The 21,333-nt window shown below is 70.6% G+C and carries 21 protein-coding genes and 1 tRNA gene; 14 read left to right on the plus strand and 8 right to left on the minus strand.

Annotation, left to right across the window (positions count from 1 at the left end):
* Positions 1-46: 46 nt before the first annotated feature.
* From JOE64_RS12990 to serS, 3 genes are all read right to left on the minus strand, one after another.
* A tRNA-Ser gene (locus JOE64_RS12990) sits at positions 47-131 on the minus strand.
* Positions 132-249: 118 nt separating this feature from the next.
* Positions 250-1,161, minus strand: a complete 912-nt coding sequence (locus JOE64_RS12995; protein ID WP_204965086.1) for an HAD family hydrolase — start codon at positions 1,159-1,161, stop codon at positions 250-252.
* A 44-nt stretch (positions 1,162-1,205) separates the two neighbouring features.
* Positions 1,206-2,486 carry a serine--tRNA ligase gene (gene serS, locus JOE64_RS13000; protein ID WP_204964632.1) on the minus strand — a complete coding sequence of 427 codons (1,281 nt, stop codon included), beginning with the start codon at positions 2,484-2,486 and terminating at the stop codon, positions 1,206-1,208.
* Positions 2,487-2,565: 79 nt separating this feature from the next.
* On the opposite strand from serS, the gene JOE64_RS13005 reads away from it, so the two are divergent.
* On the plus strand, positions 2,566-3,588 hold the full coding sequence (locus tag JOE64_RS13005; protein ID WP_204964633.1) for a diacylglycerol/lipid kinase family protein: 1,023 nt from the start codon (positions 2,566-2,568) through the stop codon (positions 3,586-3,588).
* Here the strand turns inward: JOE64_RS13005 and JOE64_RS13010 are convergent.
* Both JOE64_RS13010 and JOE64_RS13015 read right to left on the minus strand, forming a co-directional pair.
* Positions 3,585-4,193, minus strand: a complete 609-nt coding sequence (locus JOE64_RS13010; protein WP_204964634.1) for a TetR/AcrR family transcriptional regulator — start codon at positions 4,191-4,193, stop codon at positions 3,585-3,587. The two genes, JOE64_RS13005 and JOE64_RS13010, sit on opposite strands and share 4 nt — an antisense overlap.
* 5 nt (positions 4,194-4,198) lie before the next feature.
* Complete coding sequence (locus JOE64_RS13015) at positions 4,199-4,750, minus strand: hypothetical protein (protein WP_204964635.1); 552 nt, start codon at positions 4,748-4,750, stop codon at positions 4,199-4,201.
* A 136-nt stretch (positions 4,751-4,886) separates the two neighbouring features.
* Here JOE64_RS13015 and JOE64_RS13020 point away from each other — a divergent pair, with 136 nt between their 5' ends.
* Both JOE64_RS13020 and JOE64_RS13025 read left to right on the plus strand, forming a co-directional pair.
* Positions 4,887-6,233, plus strand: coding sequence for a cryptochrome/photolyase family protein (locus JOE64_RS13020; protein WP_204964636.1), 1,347 nt, complete (start codon positions 4,887-4,889; stop codon positions 6,231-6,233).
* A 79-nt stretch (positions 6,234-6,312) separates the two neighbouring features.
* On the plus strand, positions 6,313-7,362 hold the full coding sequence (locus JOE64_RS13025; protein WP_204964637.1) for an LLM class flavin-dependent oxidoreductase: 1,050 nt from the start codon (positions 6,313-6,315) through the stop codon (positions 7,360-7,362).
* Positions 7,363-7,414: 52 nt separating this feature from the next.
* On the opposite strand, the gene pheA is transcribed toward JOE64_RS13025, so the two are convergent.
* Complete coding sequence (gene pheA, locus JOE64_RS13030) at positions 7,415-8,422, minus strand: prephenate dehydratase (RefSeq protein WP_204964638.1); 1,008 nt, start codon at positions 8,420-8,422, stop codon at positions 7,415-7,417.
* 76 nt (positions 8,423-8,498) lie between these two features.
* Here pheA and JOE64_RS13035 point away from each other — a divergent pair, with 76 nt between their 5' ends.
* The 3 genes from JOE64_RS13035 to pgm all read left to right on the plus strand — a co-directional run bounded on the left by JOE64_RS13035 (position 8,499) and on the right by pgm (position 11,623).
* Positions 8,499-9,176 (plus strand): hypothetical protein, encoded by a 678-nt coding sequence (locus JOE64_RS13035; protein WP_204964639.1) that lies wholly within the window; start codon positions 8,499-8,501, stop codon positions 9,174-9,176.
* An 80-nt stretch (positions 9,177-9,256) separates the two neighbouring features.
* The gene (locus JOE64_RS13040; protein WP_204964640.1) at positions 9,257-9,913 is read left to right on the plus strand and encodes a hypothetical protein; all 657 of its coding nucleotides are present in this window, start codon (positions 9,257-9,259) and stop codon (positions 9,911-9,913) included.
* Positions 9,914-9,979: 66 nt separating this feature from the next.
* Positions 9,980-11,623: a phosphoglucomutase (alpha-D-glucose-1,6-bisphosphate-dependent) gene (gene pgm / locus JOE64_RS13045; protein ID WP_204964641.1), complete on the plus strand. Its 1,644-nt coding sequence runs from the start codon at positions 9,980-9,982 to the stop codon at positions 11,621-11,623.
* A gap of 87 nt (positions 11,624-11,710) precedes the next feature.
* Here the strand turns inward: pgm and JOE64_RS13050 are convergent, their stop codons facing one another.
* Complete coding sequence (locus tag JOE64_RS13050; protein WP_204964642.1) at positions 11,711-12,829, minus strand: glycerate kinase; 1,119 nt, start codon at positions 12,827-12,829, stop codon at positions 11,711-11,713.
* Between the two features lie 68 nt (positions 12,830-12,897).
* Between JOE64_RS13050 and galE the strand changes: the two genes are divergently transcribed.
* The 6 genes from galE to JOE64_RS13080 all read left to right on the plus strand — a co-directional run bounded on the left by galE (position 12,898) and on the right by JOE64_RS13080 (position 17,697).
* Positions 12,898-13,875, plus strand: a complete 978-nt coding sequence (gene galE / locus JOE64_RS13055) for a UDP-glucose 4-epimerase GalE (protein WP_204964643.1) — start codon at positions 12,898-12,900, stop codon at positions 13,873-13,875.
* A 167-nt stretch (positions 13,876-14,042) separates the two neighbouring features.
* On the plus strand, positions 14,043-14,360 hold the full coding sequence (locus JOE64_RS13060) for a hypothetical protein (RefSeq protein ID WP_204964644.1): 318 nt from the start codon (positions 14,043-14,045) through the stop codon (positions 14,358-14,360).
* Entirely contained in the window at positions 14,357-16,006 is a 1,650-nt protein-coding gene (locus tag JOE64_RS13065; protein ID WP_204964645.1) for an alpha/beta hydrolase, read from the plus strand. Before JOE64_RS13060 ends, JOE64_RS13065 begins: the two co-directional genes overlap by 4 nt.
* A 137-nt stretch (positions 16,007-16,143) precedes the next feature.
* A complete protein-coding gene (locus tag JOE64_RS13070; RefSeq protein WP_204964646.1) occupies positions 16,144-16,440 on the plus strand; it encodes a hypothetical protein in 297 nt (98 codons plus the stop codon).
* Positions 16,437-17,069 (plus strand): hypothetical protein, encoded by a 633-nt coding sequence (locus JOE64_RS13075; protein WP_204964647.1) that lies wholly within the window; start codon positions 16,437-16,439, stop codon positions 17,067-17,069. Before JOE64_RS13070 ends, JOE64_RS13075 begins: the two co-directional genes overlap by 4 nt.
* Before the next feature lie 307 nt (positions 17,070-17,376).
* Positions 17,377-17,697, plus strand: a complete 321-nt coding sequence (locus JOE64_RS13080) for a hypothetical protein (protein WP_204964648.1) — start codon at positions 17,377-17,379, stop codon at positions 17,695-17,697.
* Positions 17,698-17,768: 71 nt separating this feature from the next.
* On the opposite strand, the gene JOE64_RS13085 is transcribed toward JOE64_RS13080, so the two are convergent.
* The gene (locus tag JOE64_RS13085; protein ID WP_204964649.1) at positions 17,769-18,719 is read right to left on the minus strand and encodes a LacI family DNA-binding transcriptional regulator; all 951 of its coding nucleotides are present in this window, start codon (positions 18,717-18,719) and stop codon (positions 17,769-17,771) included.
* A gap of 112 nt (positions 18,720-18,831) precedes the next feature.
* Here JOE64_RS13085 and galT point away from each other — a divergent pair, with 112 nt between their 5' ends.
* Together galT and galK are read left to right on the plus strand one after the other, a co-directional pair.
* The gene (gene galT, locus JOE64_RS13090; RefSeq protein ID WP_204965087.1) at positions 18,832-20,007 is read left to right on the plus strand and encodes a galactose-1-phosphate uridylyltransferase; all 1,176 of its coding nucleotides are present in this window, start codon (positions 18,832-18,834) and stop codon (positions 20,005-20,007) included.
* Entirely contained in the window at positions 20,004-21,206 is a 1,203-nt protein-coding gene (gene galK / locus JOE64_RS13095; protein WP_204964650.1) for a galactokinase, read from the plus strand. Before galT ends, galK begins: the two co-directional genes overlap by 4 nt.
* The last annotated feature ends 127 nt before the right edge of the window (positions 21,207-21,333 follow it).

Raw genomic sequence — 21,333 nt, forward strand, 5'->3', positions numbered from 1 at the left:
CCTTTCGAAGGGCGGCGACCCTTCGAAGGCGTCACCGCCATCACAGCGGAGGGTGTGGGATTCGAACCCACGGGACATTGCTGCCCACTGGTTTTCAAGACCAGGTCCATCGGCCGCTCGGACAACCCTCCCGGCGGTGCGCATCACGCAGGATGCGGCACCGTCGAACAGGCGTCGAGTCTAGTCGAGAGACGGCCCCATCTTGCCGCGCCCGCCTGAGCGGGCCCTGATAAGGACCCGTTCGCGGGATCAGAGCGCGCGGAGCACGTCGGCCACGCCGCCCGCGTGGACGGATGCCGTGATCTCCCCCGCCTCACGCCGCACCTCGTCGGGCCCCTGCCCCATCGCGATCGCGCGGCCGCCGTGGGCTTGGGCCCAGCGGAACATGCCGACGTCGTTGCGACCGTCACCCATGACGAGCACACGTTCGGGCGCGATACCGAGCCAACCGCGCACCCGCTCGAGCGCCGTCGACTTGTCCACGCCCTGAGGGGCGATGTCGAGCCAGGCCGACCAGCCGACCGCGTACGACACCTTGTTCAGCCCGATGCGGGCGACGAGGTCCACGAAGTCCTCGTCGGTGTCGTCCGGCGAGACCACGACGACGCGGCAGACCGGCTGCGCGACCAGCTCGGCGAACTCCACGCGGCGAGCGTGCACGAGGTTCCAGTCGTCCATGAACTCGGTGTACAGCCGCTCGCCGTCGGCCAGCTCGACCAGGTACTTCGCGTCGGGCAGGTGATCACGCAGCAGCGCGACCACCTCCGTGGGATCGAAGGTCTCGATGTGGAAGCGTTCGTACGCGATGTCCTCGTCGCCCGTGCCTGCGCCGTCCACGCGCTTCATGATGACGGCGCCGTTGGAGCAGACCGCGTACTCCGGAGCGAGTTCGAGCACGTGCTGGATACCGCGGGTCCCCTCCCACGACCGTCCGGTCGCGAGCATGACCTCGTGCCCCGCGCGATGCGCGTGGGCGATGGCCTCGACGATCCCCGGGCTGAGCGTCTCGTCCTCACGGAGGACGGTGCCGTCGACGTCGAGCGCGATGAGCAGGGGCACCGTGGGGGTGGCGGGGTTCTCGGCCTCTTCGGCCAGGTCTTCGACGAGGTGCGCCGCATCGACCGGGGCGACCACCTCGATCGATCCCGTCGCCGGCAGCATCGCCTCGTCGGAGCCGTCGCCGGCGACGTCTGCGGGTGCGCCGGTCACGCGATCGGCTCCGCCACCTCGAGGCCGCCGAGATACGGGCGCAGCACCTCGGGGATCACGACCGACCCGTCGGCGCGCTGGTGGGTCTCCAGCAGCGCGACGATCCACCGCGTGGTCGCGAGCGTGCCGTTGAGGGTCGCGACCGGCGCCGTCTTGCCGGGAGCGCCGCCCTCGACAGCGGGGCGGTGACGGATGTCGAGGCGACGCGCCTGGTAGGTCGTGCAGTTGCTCGTCGAGGTGAGCTCGCGGAAGGCATCCTGCGTGGGCACCCACGCCTCGACGTCGTACTTGCGGGCCGCGCTCGATCCGAGATCGCCGGCCGCGACGTCGATGACCCGGTAGGCGAGCCCGAGGTCCTGCAGCATCTGCTCCTGGAGTGCCACGAGGCGCAGGTGCTCGGCTTCGGCATCCTCAGGGGTCGTGTAGACGAACATCTCGAGCTTGTTGAACTGGTGCACCCGGATGATGCCGCGGGTGTCCTTGCCGTACGAACCCGCCTCGCTGCGGTAGCACGTCGACCAGCCGGCGTAGCGCTTGGGGCCGGATGCCAGGTCGATGATCTCGCCCATGTGGTAGCCGGCGAGCGCCACCTCGCTCGTGCCGACCAGGTACAGATCCTGCGCCTCGAGGCGGTACACCTCGTCGGAGTGCTTGCCGAGGAATCCGGTGCCGCGCATGACCTCCGGCCGCACGAGCGTCGGCGGGATCATCGGGATGAACCCGGCATCCACCGCCCGCTGCAGCCCGAGCGACATCAGCGCGTATTCGAGGCGCGCCCCGATGCCGGTGAGGAAGTAGAACCGCGCCCCCGACACCTTCGTGCCGCGCTCCATGTCGATCGCGCCGAGCTTCTCGCCGATGGCGAGGTGATCGAGCGGCTCGAAGTCGAACACACGGGGCTCGCCGTGCGTGCGAAGGGTGACGAAGTCCTCCTCGCCACCGGCGGGCACGCCGTCGATCACGATGTTCTCGATACGAGAGAGAGCCTGGTCGGCGGCCTCCTCGGCGGCCGTGACGGCCTGCTGCGCCGCTTTCACCCGGTCGCTGAGCTCCTTCGCCTGCGCGACGAGGGCGGCCTTCTCGTCCTTCGGCGCCTGGGCGACGGTCTTGCCGTGTGCGTTCTGCGCCGCGCGCAGCTCTTCGAACGCCGTGATCGCGGCGCGACGCGCCCGATCGGCGTCGAGAGCAGCATCGACGGTGTCGGGCGACTCGCCGCGCGCCTCCTGCGAGCGCTTGACGAGGTCCGGGTTGTCGCGAAGGAGAGCCAGATCGATCACCAGGTCAGTCTAGTTAGCCGGACTCTCCACAGCGTCGGCCCGGGCCCCACCGTCCACGACCGGGCAGTAGGGTGGCCGCATGCCGCCTGTCGATGCCCCCTCCTCGAACCGGGACGAGGCATCCCCCCGCCGCGCCGCGCTCGTCTACAACCCCACCAAGGTGGATGCGGATGCACTGCGCGCGCTCGTCGCAGCGAGCGCATCCGCCGCCGGGTGGGACGAGCCTCTCTTCTTCGAGACGACGGTCGACGACCTCGGTGACGGCGTCACGCGCGACGCGCTCGACGCCGGCGCCGCCGCCGTCCTCGTCGCCGGCGGAGACGGCACCGTCCGCGCCGTCAGCCAAGCGATGGCCGGCACCGGCGTGCCGTTGACGATCGTCCCGAGCGGAACCGGGAACCTGCTCGCCCGCAACCTCTCCCTTCCCCTCGCCGACCCCGCCGCGATGGTCACGGCGGCCTTCGACGGTGACGTCCACGCGATCGACATCGGCTACGCGAAGCTCGTCCGCGAGGGCGGCGAGCGCGAGGAGCACGCCTTCGTCGTCATGGGCGGCATGGGGCTGGATGCCGCGATGATCGCCAACACGAGCGGCGATCTGAAGAAGCGGGTCGGCTGGGTCGCCTACGTCGACGGCGCGGCGCGCTCGCTCGTCAAGGCCAAGCCGTTCCCGATCATGTACCAGGTGCTCGGCCACCGGATGCATCGGGCGCACATCCAGAGCGTGCTGTTCGCCAACTGCGGCTCGCTGCCGGCCGGACTCGAGCTGATCCCGGAGGCATCCGTCGCCGACGGCGACCTCGATGTCGTCGTCTTCCAGCCGAAGAACCCCATCGGGTGGATCGCGGTGTGGCGCCGGGTCGCGTGGGACAACAGTGTGCTGCGCCGGTTCCGCGCGGGGCGACGGATCCTACGACTGCGGACGAAGGACAACTCGGTGCGCTACGCCAAGGGGCCGGGCCTCGAGCTCGCCGCCTCAGGCCCCCAGCCGGTGCAGCTGGACGGCGACGAGTTCGGCCAGGCGAAGTCGGTCAGTGTGCGCGTCGACGCGGGCGGTCTGCTGCTCAGCATGCCGCGGGGCCACCGCTCGCCGGTGATCTAACCCGCGCCGCCGACATCGCGAGAGATGTCGTCGAGATGCCGCGCCAGAATTCCGGCCGCCCGATCGGGAGCCACCGCCGCGACATCCCACACCAGCTGCAGCGCGACGCCGTCGATCAGCGCGTGCAGACGGTCGGTCTCGACGTTTACGTCTCGGCCCGACCCGAGCGCGCCGGCGCTGTCGAGGATGCCCAGACATGCTCGACAGGCCTGCCCGACCGCGTCATTCAAACGCGTCGTCGAGGCACGCAGACGAACATCCGACAACGCAAGCACACCCAACTGGATCTGGGCGACGAGCTCGCTGCGACGCTCCGCGTCGAGAGGCAGCAGCTGCGCGAGGATCGCCTCGACGAGCGCCCTGCCCGCGGCTCCGCCACGCACGTCGGCGATACGCGCGGTCACACGCTCCTCGATCAGGACGAGGCAGTACTCGCGCAACGCGTGCTGGGTGGGGAACGCGCGTCGCAGCGACGCCGCGGCGATTCCCGCCTCGTCTGCCACGCCGCGAACCGACAAGGCACCGAGCCCATCGCGTTCCAGCACACGCAACGAGGCCGCCGCGATCTCGCGATGACGGGCGTCGTGGTCGATGAGCCGAGGCACGCCCCTCAGCTTTCCACAGCCGCCGAGGCCCTCGGCGACCGCTTCGGCCAGATCGTATAGCTCAGCGCCCACACGACGTCGACGACGAGGATGACGCCCAAGATCCGGGCGTTCACAAGAAGCTCGGCTGTGCTCACGGGGTCGTTCGCCACGACGATCAACCCCCAGGTCAGGCCGCCGGCGATGACGACCATGAGGCCCGTGCGTGCCACGTCCTTCCAACAGGCCACCGTGTACGACACCCCCGCGAGCCGCACCGGCGCGGGTCCGCCGGCGAATCGATGGGCGAATCGGACGTCGGCCCAGGCGATGACCCGGTGCCCGAACGCCACCGAGAAGCCGATGTAGATCGCTGCGACACCGTGCTGCCACGAGGCGGTGCCGCCGCGGAGGAGGTCCGTGGCGACGAGCACGAGCAGCACCACGTCGATCACGGGGGCGGAGACGAGCAGGGCGGCCCCGAGGCGCGGCCTTCGCAGCGGGTAGCGGACGACCAACCCGGTGAGGATCGCCATCCAGAAGCCCACCTCGCACGCCACGATCAGTGTCAGGATCACGGATTCCCCACCTCTCGGTCGCCGTCGGCGCTCGTTTTATTAGTACGAGTGTACTCACAAAGTCTCTTCAGTAGCCATCGGCGCCGGCGCCGCGCAAGCCCTCGCGACGATCCGGAACCGGCGGCACGATGGGAGCATGACGACCACGCCCTCCCTCGTCTGGTTCCGCGACGATCTGCGGCTCGCCGACAACCCGGCTCTGCGCGCCGCGGTCGATCGCGGCGCGCCGGTCATCGGCGTCTACCTCCTCGACGAGGCCTCCCCCGGCGTGCGCCCGCTCGGCGGAGCCGCGCGCTGGTGGCTGCACCACAGCCTCGCCGAGCTCGGCGAGCGCTGGGCAGAGAAGGGGTCGATGCTGGTGCTCCGCCGCGGCGCCGCGGCCGAGGTCATCCCTGCGCTCGTCGAAGAGACCGGGGCGGGTGCCGTGTTCTGGAACCGGCGCTACGGCGGCGCCGAGCGCGAGATCGACACGGCGCTGAAGGCGTCGCTGCGCGAGACGGGCATCGAGGTGTCGTCGTTCGCGGCATCCCTGCTCTTCGAGCCGTGGACCGTCCGCACGGGCGCCGGCACGCCGTACGGCGTGTTCACGCCGTTCTGGAAGGCGTGTCAGCAGCTCCCCCCGCCGCGCGCTCCCCTCCCCGAGCCGCGTGAGATCTCGGGCCCGCCCCGCAGTCCCGCATCCGACAACCTCGATGAGTGGGCGCTGCTGCCCACGACGCCGGATTGGGCCGGGGGCCTGCGCGAGCGCTGGACGCCGGGCGAGCGGGCAGCGAAAGCGAGGCTGCGCGAGTTCCTCACCGACGATGCCGACGACTACGACCGCGCGCGCGACGAACCGTCGGCGGGTGCCACGTCGCTCCTCTCGCCTCGACTGCGCTGGGGCGAGCTGAGCCCCCACGAGGTGTGGCACGCGGCCGTCTCGTCGGGGCAGCCGCTCGGCGGGTTCCTGTCCGAGCTCGGCTGGCGCGAGTTCGCGTGGCACACGCTGTTCCACTTCCCCGATCTCGCCACGAAGAACCTCCGCTCCGCGTTCGATGCGTTCCCCTGGCCTCGCCTGCGCCCGGCGATGCTGCGCGCGTGGCAGCGGGGCGAGACGGGCATTGCGCTCGTGGATGCCGGCATGCGCGAGCTCTGGAGCACCGGATACATGCACAACCGGGTGCGGATGGTCACGGCATCCTTTCTCATCAAGAACCTGCTGATCGACTGGCGACGCGGTGAGGAGTGGTTCTGGGACACCCTCGTCGACGCCGACGAGGCGAGCAACCCGTTCAACTGGCAATGGGTCGCCGGGTCCGGAGCCGACGCAGCCCCGTACTTCCGGATCTTCAACCCGGAACTGCAGGCGAAGAAGTTCGATGCGGGCGGCCACTACGTCCGCGAGTGGGCCCCGGATGCCTCAGGCCGCGACCCGATCGTGGACCTGGCCGAGACGCGTCGAGAAGCCCTCGACGCCTACGAGGTGGTCAAGCGCTCGGGCTGAGCCGGGCCGAGCCGTCGCCCCGAGCCGGGCTCCGCGCGCCCCGGAATGCGAACCGGCGGTCGCGCGTTCGGTAGGAGTGATGTCTTCTCCCGCTCTCTCCGTCCTCGATCTCGTCCCGGTGCGCGCCGGTCAATCCAGCGCACAGGCGATCTCCGCGTCCCTCGACCTCGTGCAGCGCGCCGACGCGCTCGGCTACCGCCGGTACTGGTTCGCCGAGCACCACAACATGCCCGCCGTCGCCTCGACCACGCCTCCCGTGCTGACCGCGGCCGCCGCGGCCCGCACCCAGCGGATCCGCGTCGGGTCGGGCGGCGTCATGCTGCCCAACCACTCGCCCCTCGTCGTGGCCGAGCAGTTCGCCGCGCTCGAGGCGATCGCGCCCGGCCGCATCGACCTGGGCATCGGACGCGCGCCCGGCAGCGACCCCGTGATCACGCAGCTGCTGCGGATGTCGGGCACGACGAGCGACGTCGATCGGTTCCCCGATCACATCCGAGACATCCTCGCCCTCGCCTCACCGGACGGTGCCACGCTCCGCCTCACCGGGCGCCCGAGCGGCGACGACCGCTACACGGTCCACGCCACCCCCGCCGCCGGCGGCTCGCCCGAGCTCTGGCTGCTCGGCTCGTCGGACTACTCCGCGCAGCTCGCCGCGGCCTTCGGCCTGCCATACGTGTTCGCGAACCACTTCACGGGCGAGGGCCTCGAGCGCGCCCTCGGCCTCTACCGACAGGCGTTCCAGCCTTCGGAGCACCTCGACGCGCCGCGCACCTTCCTGACGGCCAACGCGGTCGTCGCCGACACCGCCGCCGAAGCCGACGAGCGCATGCTGCCGCAGGCACGGATGATGGCGCGGCTGCGCGGTGGCCGCCCGTTGACCGCTCTCGAGACCGTCGAGCAGTCGGCGGATGCGGAAGGCTCCGATCACCTGGCCGCACCGCTCATCGACGCGCTGCGCCGCCGCTGGTTCGTCGGCGATGCGGGTTCGGTGCGCGAGCGTCTGGACGCCTTCGCCGCCACGCACGGGGTCGACGAGATCATGATCTCGCCCGTCGCCGGCGCCTACGACGGCGAGCCGCTGGACGCCGCCTCCGGCCGCACGCGCACCCTCGAGCTGCTCGCCGCCTGATCGGCTCGCCCCGGTCGCTTCCGGGCGAGCGGAACAGCGGAACCGCGCGCGCTCAGCCCTCGGGCTCGCCCGAGATGAGCCCGCGCAGCCAGTCCCTCGCCTCGACGAACACGTCGTCGGAGTACCGATCGGGATAGTGCACGATCGCTCTGTCCGCCCGAGGGTACGAGCCGAGGAAGAGCACCTTCGGGCTGAACCGACGCAGCCCCAGCAGCGCGTCGGCCATGCGCTCGTCACGGACGTGCCCGTCGGCGTCGATGACGAAACGGTACCTCCCGAGGGCGTCACCGATCGGCCGCGAGGCGAGCAGCGACAGGTTGATCCCCCGCGTCGCGAACTGCTCGAGCAGTTCCAGCAGTGCGCCCGGGTACTCCTCGGGCAGTTCGACGATCAGCGACGTCTTGTCGGCACCGGTCGGCGGCGGAGCCACCACCGTACGGCTGACGAGGACGAACCGCGTCACGGCGTTCGCGTTGTCGCCGATGCCCTCCGCGAGGAGCTCCAGGTCGTAGTGGTCGAGGATGCCCGGTGGCGCGATCGCGGCATCCGCATCGCTCACCCCGTCGACGATCCCCACGGCCGACGCGACATTGCTCGCGGCAGGCAGGTGGGCGTGTTCGGGGAGGCGGGCGGTGAGCCACTGCAGGCACTGGGCGTAGGCGACCGGGTGAGCGGCGACCAGCGCGACATCGTCGAGGCGCGTTCCCGGGCGGCCGACGAGGACGAAGTTCACCGGCACGAGGTACTCGCCGACGATCCGCAGGCCCGGCATCGTCGCGAGGGCGTCCTGCGCCGTCGAGACTCCGCCGTCGACCGAGTTCTCGATCGCGATCATGGCGGCATCCGACCGCCCCTCGACGACGTCCGAGAGCGCTTCTCCCACGTTGCGGACGGGCCGCCAGATCTGATCGCGCGCCTCGGGCACCTGGCTGAGCGCGGCCTCGGTGAACGTCCCTGCGGGACCGAGATAGCTGTAGGTGCGGCGCGCGGGCGAGGGCGCCTCTGCCGAGTCCGCGTGATCGTCGGAGGAGCCACCGGAGTGGTCGGGCGCGAGAGTCACGCGCCTCAGCCTAGTTGCGTCCGCCGGGCGGATGGACGGGCGGACGGATGACGGTGGACGCACCTACTGTGGAGACATGATCCGTCGCGCCGCCCCCGTCGCCGCTCTGGCCTGCGCCCTCGCCCTGACTCTCGGGCTGTCGGCATGCGTTCCCGAGAGCGCACGCCCGCAGACGAGCGCGAGCGCGACCCCCACGGGAACGAGCGGCGCCGTCGGTGTCACGCCGTCGCCGGATGCCTCGGCGCCCAGCGTGCCGTCGACGCCGGCTCCCGGCGCGACCCCAACCGGCCCGGCGGTCGACCCGGCGGCGTGCCTCGCCGGCACGTGGACGATGGATCAGGCCGCGCTGGAACGGTTCTTCACCGACGTCAACACCGCGATGGCGGGGACGGGCGCGACGTTCGCCCCGACGGGATCGGCGACGCTGACGCTCACCCCGACCGGTGGATTCACGTGGTCGCCCGCCGCGTCCATCGACGCCGCCGTCGCCGGCACGACGGTGCTCATCTCGGTCGGCGGCAGCGCGCAGGGGGTGTTCACCGCGACATCCGACCGCATCTCGACGGGATCGACCTCGACGGACGGCCTGACCGTCACCGCCACGATCAATGGATCGGCGACCGATCCCGGCCCCATCGCCCGGCAGATCGTCGAGCCCCCTGTCACGGATGCCTCGTACACGTGCACCTCCGACACCCTCACCCTGGTCTCCGCGATCAGCGGCGGCACTGCGACGAGCGTTCTGCACCGCTGAGCAGCGCCGGACGGGTATCCCGACGCCTCTCGACGGGCTCTCACGGCATGACGCCAGGAAGGACGCCCTACCCTGGGAGAATGATCCGCCGTCTGCTGCCCCTCACCGCCGGGGTCACCGCCGTCGCCCTGACCCTCGTGCTGAGCGCCTGCTCGCCGGAGAACGCCGAGCCGGCCGGTGCGGCGTCGCCGACGCCGAGCGAGACGGCATCGACCGCCCCCTCCCCCACGCCGAGCGCGGTGTCTCCCACGCCGAGCCCGTCGCCGACGACGGCGGCGTGCCTCGTCGGCACCTGGACGATGGGGCAGGAAGACCTCGTCGGCTACTACGACGATGTGAACCGCCTGATGTCGAAGTCGGACGGCACCTTCCTGCCCGCCGGCAACGCCACCCTCACCCTGAACGCCGACGGGACGTTCGTGTGGGCGCCGGAGATCGCCGTCACCGGCGAGGTGTCGGGCCAGACGATCGTGATCTCCTTCGCCGGCCAGGTCACCGGTTCGTACGATCAGAAGCGCTCCAGCCGCGGCGACCGCATCTGGGCGCCCAGCCAGTCCACCGAGGCGCTGCGCGTGCTCGCGACCGCCAACAGCAAGCCGACCGATGGCGGCGCCCTCAGCCAGCAGATCGGCGCCGTGCCGATCGCCGATGCCCGGGTGTCGTGCACGAGCGACACTCTCGTGCTGGTCTCGACGTTCTCGGACAGCATCGCGACCTCGATCCTGCACCGCGGCTGACCCGGGCCGTCGCACGGAAGGCAACCCGGCGATGCGAACGTGGCGGCGCGGTGCCAGACTGGCCTCATGAGCCGCGCAGGATCCCCCGCTGAAGCATCCGACCTCATCGACATCGATGAGCTCATCGCCGCGTATTACGACCGCAAGCCGGATGCCTCGGTGCCGGCCCAGCGCGTCGCGTTCGGCACGAGCGGCCACCGCGGCTCGTCGCTGAGCACGAGCTTCAACGAGGACCACATCCTCGCCACGACCCAGGCGATCGTCGACTACCGCGCCGCACAGGGCATCACCGGTCCCCTGTTCCTCGGCCGCGACACGCACGGGCTGTCGCTGCCGGCCGAGCGCACCGCGATCGAGGTGCTGGTGGCCAACGGCGTGGACATCCGCGTCGATTCGCGCGACTCGTGGGTGCCGACGCCGGCGCTCAGCCACGCGATCCTGGCGTACAACAGGGGGCGCGCCACGGATGACGCCGGTCGCGCCGACGGCATCGTCGTCACCCCCTCGCACAACCCGCCGCGCGACGGCGGCTTCAAGTACAACCCCCCGCACGGCGGGCCGGCCGACACCGACGCCACGGGCTGGATCGCCGATCGCGCCAACGCGCTGATCACCGCGGGCCTCGAGGGCGTCCACCGCACCCCGTTCAAGGACATCGACGGCGACACGCTGGGCACCTATGACTTCCGCGAGGGCTACGTCGCCGACCTCGCCGACATCATCGACGTCGCCGCGATCGCGAAGGCGGGCGTCCGCATCGGCGCCGACCCCCTCGGCGGGGCATCCGTCGAGTACTGGGCGCTCATCGCGGAGCGCTACGGCCTCGATCTCACGGTCGTGAACCCCGAGGTCGACCCGACCTGGCGTTTCATGACGCTCGACTGGGACGAGAAGATCCGCATGGATCCCTCGTCGCCTTCGGCGATGGCATCCCTCGTCGCGCGACGCCACGAGTACGACATCCTCACCGGTAACGACGCCGACGCCGACCGCCACGGCATCGTGACCCCCGACGCCGGGCTCATGAACCCCAACCACTACCTGGCCGTCGCGATCGACTACCTGTACGCGAACCGCCCGCAGTGGCCGGCGGATGCCGCCATCGGCAAGACCCTCGTGTCGTCCATGATCATCGACCGCGTCGCGGAGGCCCTCGGCCGGACGCTGCTCGAGGTCCCGGTCGGGTTCAAGTGGTTCGTTCCGGGACTGCTCGACGGCTCGGTCGCCTTCGGCGGCGAGGAGTCGGCGGGGGCATCGTTCCTGCGCTTCGACGGCACCGTGTGGACGACGGACAAGGACGGCATCCTGCTGTGCCTGCTCTCCGCCGAGATCCTCGCCGTGACGGGCAAGACGCCGTCGCAGCGCTACGCCGAGCTCGAAGCCCAGTTCGGCGCGTCGGCGTACCAGCGGGTGGATGCCCCGGCATCCCCCGCTCAGAAGGCGGCCCTCGCGAAGCTCGCCCCCGAAGCCGTGTCGGCGACGGAGCTCGCCGGCGAGCCGATCACGGCCAAGCTGTCGCACGCGCCCGGCAACGGCGCGGCGATCGGCGGCCTCAAGGTGCAAACGGAGCACGCCTGGTTCGCCGCGCGCCCCTCGGGCACGGAGGACGTCTACAAGCTGTACGCCGAGTCGCTGCGCGGCGAGGAGCACCTGCGCGAGGTGCAGGCCGAGGCCCGCGCCGTCGTCTCTGCGGCGCTCGGCGGGGTCTGACCCGCCCGGCGCGCCCGTGCCGGGCGACGACGGAACCCTGCCGCTCCCGGGGGATCGCTTCGCGCGCACACCTCCGGAAAGCGGTCGTCAGGAGCGGCGGGTGGCGAGCGCGGCTCCGGCCGCGTGCAGCCAGCGAGCCGGCTCGTCGAGAGCGCCGCGCGCGCTGCCGGCGAACGCCGTGAGCGAGAGCGCCGCGGCGAAGCCGCTCGTGTCGGCATCGGGGGCGATGCGGCCGGCGACCAGAGCGATCGGCACCCCGGCGCCGGCGGCGAGCGCCGCGACGTGTGCGGGAGCCTTGCCCGCGGCGGACTGCCCGTCGTAGGCCCCCTCCCCCGTCACGACGAGGTCGGCGCCCGCGATCGCCTCGGCGAGTCCGATGAGTCGGGCTACCTCCGCGGCCCCCGGAACGAGGAGCGCGCCCCACGCCCGCAAGGCGAGGCCCGCGCCGCCCGCAGCGCCGGCGCCCGGCGCGTCCGGATCGACGGCTGTACCGACGGAGGGGTCTGCGGCCAGGTGCGCAGCATAGCCCCGAAGGTCGGCGTCGACGGATGCCACGGCGCACGCGTCCAGTCCCTTCTGAGGCCCGAACACCGCCGCCGCGCCCCGCGGGCCGAGGAGCGGATTCGTCACGTCGGTGAGCACCGTCGCGCCGCCCGCAGGCACGGGCCGCAGCCCCGACAGGTCGACGGAGGCGATCTCGCCCAGGCCGCGCGCCCCCGGCGCGACGGGCCGCCCCGCGGCATCCCGGAATCGTCCGCCCAGGGCGGAGAGCATGCCGGCGCCGCCGTCGGTGGACGCGCTCGAACCGATGCCCAGCACAAGGCGACCGACGCCGTGGTCGAGGGCCGCCGCGATGGCCTGGCCGAATCCTCGGGTGTCGGCGTCCCAGGGGCGCAGCCGCCCGCGGAGGAGCTCGATCCCGCTCGTCGAGGCCAGGTCGACGACGCCGGTGCCGTCCGGCAGGAGCAGCCACTGCGCCGCGTGGTCGCGCCCGTCCGGTCCCGCGACGACGACGGGCATCCTCCGCGCACCGGGCACCGCGGCGGCGAAGGCGTCGAGCGTGCCCTCTCCGCCGTCGGCCATCGGCCGCCGTACGACCTCGTCACGGGGCCGCACCGACAACCACCCCTGGCGGAGTGCGTCCGCGGCGTCTCGAGCGACGATCGATCCCTTGAAACTGTCGGGCGCAACGACGACGCGGGTCATGGTCGCGATGCTACGCGCTCGGTCCCGCGTGGCATCGCGGGCAGTCGCCGATCGGGCAGGATGGAGTCATGACGTGGCTTGTGACAGGCGGAGCAGGATACATCGGAGCGCACGTGGTGCGCGCACTCCAGGCATCGGGCATCGCCCCGGTCGTCGTGGACGACCTCTCGAGCGGCCACGCGTCGTTCGTCCCCGACGGCGTGCCGTTCGTGGAGGGGACGATCCTCGACCGGGATCTGCTCGCCGACGCGATGCGCACCCACGGGGTGACCGGCGTCATCCACGTCGCCGGCTTCAAGTACGCGGGGGTCTCGGTGCAGCGCCCCCTGCACACGTACGAGCAGAACGTCGAGGGCACCCGCGTCGTGCTGGCCGCGATGGCGGATGCCGGTGTCCCCAACATCGTGTTCTCGTCGTCGGCCGCCGTCTACGGCACCCCCGACGTGCCGCTGGTCACGGAGGACCTGCCCAAGCGCCCGGCGTCGCCCTACGGCGAGTCGAAGCTCATCGGCGAGTGGCTGCTGCGCGATCAGGGCGTCGCCACGGCATCCGACGAACACCCGCTGCGGCACACGTCGCTGCGCTACTTCAACGTCGTCGGCTCGGCTGACCCGTCGGTCTACGACACGAGCCCGCACAACCTCTTCCCGATCGTGTTCGAGAAGCTGCTGGCCGGCGAGACCCCGCAGATCAACGGTGAGGACTACGACACTCCCGACGGCACCAACGTCCGCGACTACGTCCACGTCGGCGACATCGCGGCGGCCCACGTCGTGGCCGCCCAGCGACTCGAGTCGGGTGAGCCCATCGAGGCCGCCTACAACCTCGGCTCGCAGAACGGCCTGAGCGTGCGCGAGATCATGGATGCCATGGCCCGCGTCACGGGGATCGACTTCACCCCGAAGATCGGCCCGCGCCGCCCCGGCGACCCCGACCGCATCGTCGCGACGGGCGAGCTCGCCGCGCGCGACCTCGAGTGGCAGAACCGGTACACGGTCGACGAGATGGTCCGAACGGGCTGGGAGGCGCGCCGCGCCGCGCGCTGACGCCCCCGAGCTCACCCGCGAGAAACCATGTTCGGCGCGAGAAACACCCCGTGGGGTGGTTTCTCGCGCCGATTGTGGTTTCTCACCCGACCGATGGGCAGTTCTCCCCATAGGCGCGGCGAAATGCCTGCACGTAAGCTCGCATCGACATCAGGAGGCGACCCGCAGTGAGCGACATCCAGCTGGACACGGCCACACTCTCCGACTCGCGCTCGCGGGTCGACACCGCCGTGAGCACGTTTCAGGGCGCACAACGATTCGGCGACGACATCGCGGACCTGACGGGCGAGGATCGTCTCGCGGGCAAGGTGCGAGACTTCGCGGGCAACTGGGATGCTCATCGTGCCGCCCTCGAGAAGCAGCTCATGTTCATCCGCGACGCGCTCGGCGCTGTCGTCGACGTCATGACCGATCTCGACGTGAAGCTCGCCGACTCGCTGAACAAGAACATGGTCGACGCCGTGATCCCGGGGGGCGAACGATGACCATCATCGAGGCGGACTACGCCGACATCTTCGCGGGGAAGCCGGATCAGCTGGGCGCGCGCACGCAGGATCTCGGTGCCGCCGCCGACGCCATCGCGGAAGCCACGAATGCCCTGAACGATCTCGTCGACGGGCAGAAGAGCGACGCCATCGACGCCATCTCCTCCGTCGCGGTCGAGACCCGCTCCGCGCTCACCGGGGCGGAGAGGAGATATCGGGGAACGGCGGCGGCTCTGAAGGAGTTCGCGATCGCCCTCGCACCGATCCAGGCGACCGCGCGTCGAGCCATCGAATCGGCCCAGTACTACGAGAAGCAGACCTACAGCATCCAGTCGGGCCTCTCCAAGAACCAGAACGACACCACTCGAGCCGAAGCCCTCGGGCAGCCGACGGACGATCTGCGGGACGAGTATCTGCAGCTCAACCGGCGTCTCGGCACAGCCATGCAGTCCGTGGAGGATGCCCGCAAGACGCTGCACACGGCTCGTGACGACATCCGGACCGCCGCGGATCGAGCGATCGCCGCGATCGAGACGGCGATCGCGGACGGCGCAGACTCTTTCGCCGACAACTGGAACCAGTTCTGGGGCGGCGTCGGCGACGTGTTCGCCGCGATCGGGAAATGGGTCGGCGAGGTCCTCACCGTCGTCGTCTCGAAGCTGATCGACATCATCGCCGCGGTGCTGGGCGTGTTGCTCGTCGTCCTGATGCTCGTCTTCGCGATCGTCGCCGCCATCGCACTGATCGGTGTGCTGCTCGTCGCGCCGGAGCTGCTCATCCCGATGCTTCTCTCCGTGGCCGCCGTGGTCGCGCTGTTCGTCGCGACGCTCGTGGCGATCCGCGTCGCCAGCGACGTCCAGAAGCTCACGCCGACGGTGCGCCCGTACAAGCCCGATCACGTGGTCGAGGCCAGTGGCTTAGACGGAGTGTTCAACGAGGCGGGCTCCGTCGACGTCGAAGGCGGTGCCGACAAGACCGTTGTCAAGATCGAGAAGATTGTCCAGGCCGACGGAACGGTGTCGTGGCGGGTCGTGCTCCCCAGCACGCAGGACTGGCAGGCGCTGGCATCCACGATGTCCGGCAAGGACTTCGAGCTCTTCCAGGCAATGAAGGACTCCGGGGCGGTCAACGACGTCGACAGCAACATGGCGCTTGTCCTGTTTCCGAGTCTGCGCACCCAGTACGAGCGCGCCACGCTCGAGGCGATGGACCAGGCCGGGATCAAGGGCGGGCCGAACGGCGACCCCGTCATGCTCGTCGGGTTCAGTCAGGGCGGCATCCTCGCCGGTCACCTCGCCGCCTACCGCTCGAACGACTACAACTTCGGCGCCGTCGTCGTCTGCGGCGCGCCGATCGACAACATGCCGATCCCGGACCGTACGCGCGTGATCTCCGTGCAGCACGAGGGCGACCCCGTCCCGCAACTCGACTTCTTCACGCCTCCTCCCACCCGCCCGAACTGGCAAACGATCACAGACACGGCTCCCGGGAATCCGACCGATGTCGCCCAGATCCATCAAATCGATCAGTACGACGGGACACTGGAAAAACACCTGCCGGATCTTGGAGATGTGCACGACCTGGACCACTTCTTCGGCGGTTCGACGTCCTATACGGAAACGGAGTACTACGCGTGGCAAGAATGAGGCGTGCATGGGTGGCTGTGGTGGCGTCAGCCGCCGCGTTGGTGTTGTGTACGGCATGTTCAGGTTCGTCGAGCGATTCCGACGAGGCGCGGGCATCGAAGGTCGTCGCCGGTGTCACCGCAGCAGACTCGCGAGTGGTGAGCGCGTCCGCAAAGCAGAGCGTCAGCGGATTCTCGTTCGGATGGCTCATCGACCTGGTCCTGTCCGGCGATGCTCCTGTCAGCTCGAAGGAGCTCTCCGCAGTGCTGCTGGCTGCACGGCATGCCGGCGACCCCGACCCCGGTCATCTCTACCTCTACGCGACCGATGAAGCCGGCGCGTCACTCGATCTCAGCACCGCAGCGAGTGAGCTGGGCATCCGGTACAGCACGATGGGCGATGGAATCGGCGTCGTCCGCGACGCGATCGACGACGCTCTCGGCACAGGTCGATGACGGACACCGACACGGCGACGACGCCGATGCTCCGCTTTCGGCTGGCCGGCGCGTGGCATCCGGTGCTGTGGAACGAGCTCAGTTCTTCGGAGCTCATCGCCGAGTTCGTCACGTCGGTGGTCGGCACGCGCGATATCGATGCGACCGTGCGGGCCAGGATGCGCCGCGACCTCGCCGAGGCCATCGCCACGGCGAAAGAGGGCCACGCGCAGGCGATGTTCATCGCCACCGAGATCAGGCCGGGGCTGCCGATGCCGGTGACGCTGACCATCTACTCCCCACCCGATCTGCGGATGAGCCCGGCCCTCGGGACGGCTCCCGACGAGGTCATCGACGTGCTGCAGAAGTCGTTCGCGGAGAGCGGTCAGCCGCACCACGAGACGGCGCGGCGGCTCTCCATCGACGGCTCCGAGATCCTGCGTCTCCACCATGTCGACCACCAGATGCTGCCCGAACAGCCCGAGGCGCATGCCGTCACCCTCACTGCGGACTACTGGTACACGGTCCCCGCATCCAAGCAGGTCATGGTCGCGACCTTCTCCACCCCGCTCGGCGACATCGCGAACATCATGCTCAGCTTCTTCGACGGCCTCGTGGCCGCCTCCTCCTGGGACGACGCGGCCGCCTGACGTGCCGCGCGCCCCGAGTCGCGCGCCCGCGAGAAACCACATTCGGCACGAGAAACACCCGCTGCGGTGGTTTCTCGCGGCGGATGTGGTTCCTCACGCGGGAGAAACATCTTGGAGATGTGAACGACCTGGACCACTTCTTCGGCGGATCGACGTCATGTACCGAAACGGAGTACTACTCATGGCAGGAATGAGACGCGGGTGGACGGTCGCGGCCGCTTTTGCGGCGGCGACCGTGTTGTGCACGGCGTGCTCGCCGTCGTCGGGACAAGGCGGGGATGCTGACGCTTCGGCTGTCGTCAGCGCCGTGGAAGCGGCCGATTCTCGCGTCGCGAGCGCAACGGTCGAGCAGGGGCTGAGTGGTTTCTCCTCGGGCTGGATCGTGGAGGTCGTCATGTCCGGTGAAGACCCCGTCACCTCCGATGAACTCTCTGCATTCCTGCGGGCCGCGCGCCACGCGGGCAGCCGCGAGCCCGGTCACATCGATCTCTTCACGAAGAGTCAGTCGGGCGCCTCGCTCGACCTCACCGCCGCAGCCGACCAGCTGGGCATTCTCTACAGCAAGATCGGTGATGGGATCGACGTCAGCAGCGACGCGATCGACGACGCTCTCGGCACAGGTCGATGACGGACACCGACACGGCGACGACGCCGATGCTCCGCTTTCGACTCGCCGGCGCGTGGCCGCAGGACTGACCCTCAGGCCGACACGCGGCGCACGAGTTCGGGTGCGATCACGACCGGATCGGCCGCGTCGCCCGCCATGCGCGCGATGAGCGAGTCCATCGCCGCCACCCCGAGCGCGTCGAAGTCCTGACGCAGCGTCGTCAGCGGCGGGCGGTACTCCGCGGCATCCGCGATGCCGTCGAAGCCCACCACCGCGACATCGCCGGGAACGTTCCGCCCTTGTTCGGCGAGGGCACGCAGGGCGCCGAGCGCCATCTGGTCGTTCGCGGCGAACAGCGCCGTCGCGTCGTGACTCAACGCGCGCGCGGCGGCGTGGCCCGAGGCCGCGGTCCAGTCCCCCCGCAGGACATCGGGAACGCCCCGCCCAGCGTCCTCGAGGACCTCGCGCCACGCGCGTTCACGCGCCGCGGCCGCGAACGACGCGACCGGCCCCGCGATGTGATGGACGGTGTCGTGCCCGAGGCTCAGCAGGTGACGGGTCGCCGTGCGTGCGCCCGCGGCATGATCGGTCTGCACGACCGCGAAGCGGTCGTCGGGCAGCGAGTCCACGACCACGAGGGCGAGTCCCTCGGGAACATCGAGCCCTCGTGCCAGCGCCGTCGCCTCGTTGAGGACGACGGCCCCGTCCACGCCCTGGTCGCGCAGTCGCGCGAACCCGTCGGCGACGGCGTCGCGCCCCGTCGCGGTGACGACGGTCAAGGCGAGACCGCGCGCCGCGGCCGCGTCGGCGAGCGCCTGCAGCATGCGGGAGTTGCCGACGGATGCCAGCGTCGACACGATCACGCCGACGGTGTCCGTGCGCCCCGTCCGCAGTGCCCGGGCCGCACGGTGGATGCGGTACCCGAGATCGGCCATTGCCGCTTCGACGCGGGCCCGGGTGACCGGGTCGACACGCGGGCTGTCGTTGACGACGCGAGAGACGGTCTGGGAAGACACCCCCGCCATCGCGGCGACGTCCGCCATCGACACTCTGCGCTGCATTCCGTCCGGCCCCCTGCTCTCGGCGATGAGCCTATCCCGCGTCACACCGAGTGTTGCTGAGGACATTCACTCGATGTACCGTGTGATCGTGAACATGCAGGACTTCGAACCGACGCCGACGGTGGATGCCGCGACGCTCGGTGCGGGTGTCGTCAAACGCCCCACGCGACTGGCCGACGGACGCGATCTCATCTACTTCGACGACCCCGGAACGACGCTCGGGCCCGAGCGGGCGGTCGACGCCCGCCTTCTCGACCCACGCCCCGGCACGGCGACGATGCGCCAGGACGTCCTCACCGGCGACTGGATCTCGATCGCCGCCGCGCGGCAGAATCGCGCGTTCCTGCCTCCGGCCGAGCTCGATCCCCTCGCCCCGCAGTCGTCGACGAACCCGTCCGAGATCCCGTCGACGTACGACGTCGCGGTGTTCGAGAACCGTTCGCCGTCGTTCGGCCCCGCCCTCGCCGCCGGAGACGATACCCCCCTCGCCCCCGATGCTCCGCGCGGGCTCGACGACCTCGACCATCTCGGACTCGGCCGCACGCGCACGAGTGTCGGTCGATGCGAGGTCGTGTGCTTCTCGCCCGAGCGCACGGGATCGTTCGGCACCCAGAGCGTCGTTCGTGCGCGCACGGTGATCGAGGCCTGGGCCGACCGTACGGCGGCGCTGTCCGCTCTCCCCGGCGTCGAGCAGGTCTTCCCGTTCGAGAACCGCGGAGAGGCGATCGGCGTCACCCTTCACCACCCGCACGGTCAGATCTACGCCTATCCCTACATCACGCCGCGCACGCAACGGCTGCTCGATGCGGTCGATCGCACCGCACCCGACCTGTTCCAGCGCATCCTCGAGCACGAACAGGCAGGGCCGCGCGTCGTGCTCCGAGGAGAGCACTGGACAGCGTTCGTGCCGTTCGCCGCGAGATGGCCGATCGAGCTGCACGTGCTGCCCCATCGCCACGTCCCCGATCTCGCGGCGCTCACCGATGCCGAGCGCGACGAGCTCGCTCCCTTCTACCTGCGTCTGTTGCGCGGTGTCGACGCGCTGTACCCGGACCCGACTCCGTACATCGCCGCCTGGCACCAGGCACCCGTGCACGTCGGACGGGGCGCCGTGCGCCTCAACCTGCAGCTGACCAGCCCGCGCCGGGCCGCGGACAAGCTGAAGTACCTCGCCGGCTCAGAAGCGGCCATGGGCGCGTGGATCGGTGACATCCCACCCGAAGAGGCCGCCGACCGGCTTCGCGACGCGATCGAAGGGGTGCAGCTGTGAGCGCTCCGGCCGCGGCGCCGGCGCAGACGGCGCACGCCCTGTTCATCCAACTCACCGGCGCCGAGCCGGACGGTCTCTGGTCGGCGCCCGGGCGCGCGAACCTCATCGGCGAGCACACCGACTACAACGACGGGTTCGTGCTGCCGTTCGCGATCGACAGCCGGACCACCGCAGCCGTCCGGCGACGCGGCGATGGCCGGATCCGCGTCGCGTCGACCTTCGACGGCACCGTAGTCGACTTGGCCTTAGCCGATCTCGACGGGTTGTTCCCCGCCCGCCGCGACGAGATCGTCGAGTGGGCACGCTACCCGCTCGGCGTGGCGTGGGCCCTGCGTGCCGCAGCGTGCGCCGCAGGCCTCGACGCCACGGCGTTCGCGGGCGTCGACATCGCCGTCGCCTCGGACGTCCCGGTCGGGGCGGGCTTGTCCTCATCCGCCGCGATCGAGGGCGCGACGGCATCGGCGCTGAACGACGTGTGGGCGGCGGGGCTCTCCCCGGTCGACCTCGCGCAGATCGGCCGTCGTGCCGAGAACGAGGCCGTCGGTGCCCCCACCGGGATCATGGACCAGATGGCATCGATGCTCGGCAAGCGCGACGCCGCGATCTTCCTCGACTGCCGGAGCCTCGAGACGCAGATCGTGGATCTCGGGTTCGACGCCGCGGGCCTGTCGCTCCTGGTCATGGACACGGGCGTCACGCACGCGCACTCGACCGGCGGGTACGGCGAGCGCCGCGCCGCCTGCGAGCGCGGCGCGCAGATCCTCGGCGTAGCGGCTCTGCGCGACGTCGCCGTCACCGACCTGCCTCGTGCGCGCGAGCTGATGGACGACGTGACCTTCCGCCGCGTGCGCCATATCGTGACCGAGAATCAGCGCGTGCTCGACACCGTCCAGGCCCTCCGCACGGACGGTCCCCGCGCGATCGGACCGTTGCTGGATGCCTCGCACGTGTCGATGCGCGACGACTTCGAGATCTCGGTGCCCGAGCTCGATCTCGCCGTCGAGACGGCGCGGGCCGCAGGCGCGGTCGGCGCACGGATGACCGGTGGGGGTTTCGGCGGCGCCGCGATCGCGCTCATCGACAACGACCGCGTCGAGGCGACGGCCGAGTCCGTCACGGAGGCGTTCGCGGAAGCCGGCTTCGCGGAGCCGCACATCTTCACCGTCCGCGCCTCCGACGGAGCCCACCGCGACAGCTGACCGGGGAGAGACCCGCGCGAACGCTCTCGACTCGCACGCACGGCGGCGGGCGCAGGTGAACGCCTGTCGAAGAATCCGAGGCCCCCTGGCATCCGCCCGCGGACGTCCGTAGCGTCGATGACAGGCG

The organism is Microbacterium dextranolyticum (genome assembly GCF_016907295.1).
Taxonomy (GTDB): domain Bacteria; phylum Actinomycetota; class Actinomycetes; order Actinomycetales; family Microbacteriaceae; genus Microbacterium; species Microbacterium dextranolyticum.